General features: G+C 46.6%; 6 protein-coding genes and 1 pseudogene. 3 read left to right on the top strand and 4 right to left on the bottom strand.

Annotation, left to right across the window (positions count from 1 at the left end):
* On the top strand, positions 1-608 hold a 608-nt coding region (locus WFM46_RS23230; protein ID WP_336998666.1), incomplete at its 5' end, for a M3 family metallopeptidase.
* A gap of 151 nt (positions 609-759) precedes the next feature.
* On the opposite strand, the pseudogene WFM46_RS23225 reads toward WFM46_RS23230, so the two are convergent.
* A pseudogene (locus WFM46_RS23225) lies at positions 760-915 on the bottom strand (integrase); the annotation flags it as partial.
* Positions 916-996: 81 nt separating this feature from the next.
* On the opposite strand from WFM46_RS23225, the gene WFM46_RS23220 reads away from it, so the two are divergent.
* Positions 997-1,212, top strand: coding sequence for a hypothetical protein (locus tag WFM46_RS23220; protein ID WP_327060265.1), 216 nt, complete (start codon positions 997-999; stop codon positions 1,210-1,212).
* A gap of 92 nt (positions 1,213-1,304) precedes the next feature.
* Here the strand turns inward: WFM46_RS23220 and WFM46_RS23215 are convergent, their stop codons facing one another.
* The 3 genes from WFM46_RS23215 to WFM46_RS23205 form a co-directional block, all read right to left on the bottom strand.
* Positions 1,305-2,213: an LPO_1073/Vpar_1526 family protein gene (locus WFM46_RS23215; RefSeq protein ID WP_336998665.1), complete on the bottom strand. Its 909-nt coding sequence runs from the start codon at positions 2,211-2,213 to the stop codon at positions 1,305-1,307.
* Positions 2,210-2,455 (bottom strand): hypothetical protein, encoded by a 246-nt coding sequence (locus tag WFM46_RS23210; RefSeq protein WP_327060263.1) that lies wholly within the window; start codon positions 2,453-2,455, stop codon positions 2,210-2,212. The genes WFM46_RS23215 and WFM46_RS23210 overlap by 4 nt, the downstream gene beginning before the upstream one ends.
* A 145-nt stretch (positions 2,456-2,600) precedes the next feature.
* Positions 2,601-2,849, bottom strand: a complete 249-nt coding sequence (locus WFM46_RS23205) for a hypothetical protein (protein WP_327060262.1) — start codon at positions 2,847-2,849, stop codon at positions 2,601-2,603.
* A 76-nt stretch (positions 2,850-2,925) separates the two neighbouring features.
* Here WFM46_RS23205 and WFM46_RS23200 point away from each other — a divergent pair.
* A partial coding sequence (locus WFM46_RS23200; protein ID WP_336998664.1) for a hypothetical protein occupies positions 2,926-3,447 on the top strand: 522 nt, incomplete at its 3' end.

Raw genomic sequence — 3,447 nt, 5'->3', positions numbered from 1 at the left:
TTGCCAGCCAGCGTTACGCCACGCTCTCTGGCACTAATACGCCGCGGGATTTCGTAGAGTTCCCGTCGCAAATAAACGAACACTGGGCCAGCCACCCCGAGGTCTTTGCCCACTATGCCCGCCATTACGAAACCGGGGAGCCGATGCCCGACGCCCTGCGGGAGAAAATGGTCAGTGCCACCCAGTTTAATAAAGGCTATGACATGACCGAGCTGCTCAGCGCCGCGCTGCTGGACATGAACTGGCACGGAATAACCGCCAGCGAAGCGCCAGCAGATGTGGAGGCGTTCGAAGCCGCGGCGCTGGAGCGCGAACAGCTGGATCTCCCTGCCGTGCCACCGCGCTATCGCAGCAGCTACTTCGCCCATATCTTCGGTGGTGGCTACGCGGCAGGCTATTACGCCTATCTGTGGACACAAATGCTGGCCGACGACGGTTATCAGTGGTTTGTGGAAGAGGGCGGGCTGACCCGCGAAAACGGAGATAAATTCCGTGAGGCGATTTTGTCGCGTGGGAACAGTACTGATTTGGCTGAACTTTATCGCGCGTGGCGTGGGCACGATCCGCAGATCGAGCCGATGCTGGTGAATCGCGGGTTGAGTGCGTAGGGCTTTTTCAGGCTGGAAACAGAACCGGGCGCGATGCCCGGTTTTTTTGTCCGTTTTTTTCTTCCCCAAAACTCCTCCAAAATTCCTCCCCAAAATGAATCCTTAAATTCTGCGAAATTTGCAGGGAGATACGGCCCAATTATTCACGTAGCTACACCTTCACTTTCACCCAGTCGAGACCGCGATCGTTGTGATACTGCGCTGTCATCCTGTCTGATGAATGACCCAGGAGCAGCTGGGTGTTGATGCCTTGCTCCTCATACAGACGCTCGGATAGAGAGTGCTGCTCGCGAAACGTAGGCATTGTTTTCCCGTCCTCTACGGAAACATTAATGAATTAAAAGCGAAAGGGAAAGAGTTATTAGAATTGCATGATCAGGTGATTAGCATGATTGGCACTCAAGATCTTATACCGCAAAAGATTAAAGCGTTTCAGGCAAACGCGCTTGGCGGTGCATTTTTTACGGCTCCTGAGCCTGAGCCTGATGTGATTGCTCGCCACGCCATTGCAGAGCCGCGCCGTTGGGCTCTTATCGGAAAGACTGATCTGCAAAAAGGCATCATGGCACTCGTCAGGGCCGTGCTCCAGCCAACTGAATTTTAGCTTTAAGGTTTCAGCTATTGCCAGGAGTTGATATGACATCCTCAGCATTCAATAAGGATGCACTCAACTCCTGATTCAGCATACTATTTCTATTACATTAAGAATTCACGAGCCTTGAGGTAGTTCTCAGCAATCATGGTGCCTATCGGATTAATAACATAGGAATTAAATACGCTAAGATTTGATATGCCAAAAGAATCTAAAGTCGTCTTGATAGCTGGAAATGCCTCCAAAAATGCTTGTTCAGATTCAAAGTTGTCATAGCCTGTTCTTTTGCCTATTAAATCTTGATAGGATATTTGATAACTTTTATCAGAAAAAATGACCCCTTTAATCTCCAGGTAGTCCTTATTTATATGCTTAAGGGTAGCTTGTTCTCCTAAAAATTTTACATGATCGAAGTTATAGTCAGAGTACATGGATTTATGCAGCTTATAGTTTTCTGCCAAGGTGAATCCTGTTAACGCGAAATGAGTCTTTTTTTCCTCCGCGAGTTGGGTGACATTTATACCGTTGGCAAGTTTAAAAATTGATCGTAAATAATAAATCCATGCCAAAAATTTTATTTCATTCGTGGTCATTCTTGGGGTGGCATCTAATGCTTGGTCAATTAAGATGCTATCTTCTTCTTGAGTACTTTCGATTTTAGAAACAATTAACTCTTTCAGAAGTTCGGATTTTTCATCAAAGCCTTTTCGTGCAACTTGAGTTACAGCTTGATTTATCGAATACTGAATATCAGGATCCGCTAACTTGGCCGCGACCTTTTCATCTAAGTCTTCAGATAATTTAACCGCGATTTGTTGACCAAACTCTTTAGCTCTTTGGTCAACAATTTTATATGCATCCTCTTTCAAGGATGCCATTTGAGATTTTACTACTAATTCACAGATCGCTATGACCTCTGTGCTGGTATTTCCGATTGTAAAATTACCAGCTACCTGAATCGAGGATGAACCATCTCCAACATGCTGACCAGACTTATTGTCGAAAATACTCATTTTTTATCTTTCTCATTAACGGTGAAGTTGCCACCCACCTGAATTCCTGTGGAGTTTTTACCAATCACTTGACTGATAGAAGAAGATTTTTTCTTTTCACTTAACAAGTTGGCCACAGCAGTAAGAAAGGCTACCAGGCTCCCTAAAAAAGCTAGGATGGAAGCTAGCCCATGGTGCTGGTAGGCCTGATATCCGAATCCGCATGTTGCTACGAACGTAATTAGACATATCAACTTTCTCACAAGTCATTTCCTTCTGGAGGTTACATGGCACTCAACGCAAAACAGGACTGTTTTGCCGTGAGTACCTCATCGATTTGAAAGCCACGCAAGCAGCTATTCGGGTGGGGTGCAGAGAAAACGGATCATCGCACCTGACCAGCATAGTTTAACTTTGCGTATGAATCGCTGCCAGGCACGTTATTACTGTCACAACTGTCTTTGCTATAAAGAGGAATACTTCTTTACGTCTAGGCTCCTTAAAATCTGCGGCCTCAATGGCAGACTGAAGAGTCGCGTACAAGGCCAATAAAATTGCAAACACTGCAACCATTGATATCGAAACGTACATGCGCCAACAGCCAATTGCAAATACGATAAATGTAACGATAGTTAATATGATGTTTTTAGTGGTCATACATAATCCCTTTTAAACTTACTTACCGATAAGTTATCGGCCAAAATAAATCTTCCTTTAACTAAGAGAGCGATCAATGAGCAAGCCGGACTGGGAGGCTATCGAATCGGCTTACCGGGCCGGAGTGATGTCCCTCCGTGAAATTGCATCGCAGCACGGCATTAGCGAAGGCGCTATCCGTAAACGCCCCAAACGTTATGAATGGTCACGTGACCTGAATGCGAAGGTGAAAGAACGCGCTGAAGATCTGGTACGCAAAGCAGAGGTACGCACGCAGGTACGCAGCGAAACAACTTTATCCGAACGCATACTAATCGAGGCTACCGCCGAAGTTATTGCCAAAGTACGAATGGAGCATTGCGGTGATATCCGCCGGGCTAGAACCCTAGCCAACCCGCTGTTTGATGAGCTTGAGGCGGAGTGCGCAGTCGTTGAGTCTCTGTGTAAGTTGGGCAAGCTAATGCTGGACGTAGATGAAAACGGGCACGACCGCCTTAACGAGCTTTACCCTGCCATCATCAGCATGCCGGAGCGCGTTAAGTCGATGAAGGCCCTGAGCGAGACGATGAAGAGTTTCATCGGCCTTGAACGGCAGGCC

It is taken from the genome of Leclercia sp. M50, from assembly GCF_037150775.1.
Lineage (GTDB): Bacteria > Pseudomonadota > Gammaproteobacteria > Enterobacterales > Enterobacteriaceae > Enterobacter.
The sequence above is the reverse complement of the archived record's forward strand: the minus strand, read 5'-3'. Positions and strand labels throughout refer to the sequence as shown.

What these genes read in the sequence shown, in the direction of transcription:
- WFM46_RS23220 (WP_327060265.1), top strand. Translation starts at nt 997, where the DNA reads ATGATTGGCACTCAAGATCTTATACCGCAAAAGATTAAAGCGTTTCAG.
- WFM46_RS23215 (WP_336998665.1), bottom strand. Translation starts at nt 2,213, where the DNA reads ATGAGTATTTTCGACAATAAGTCTGGTCAGCATGTTGGAGATGGTTCA.
- WFM46_RS23205 (WP_327060262.1), bottom strand. Translation starts at nt 2,849, where the DNA reads ATGACCACTAAAAACATCATATTAACTATCGTTACATTTATCGTATTT.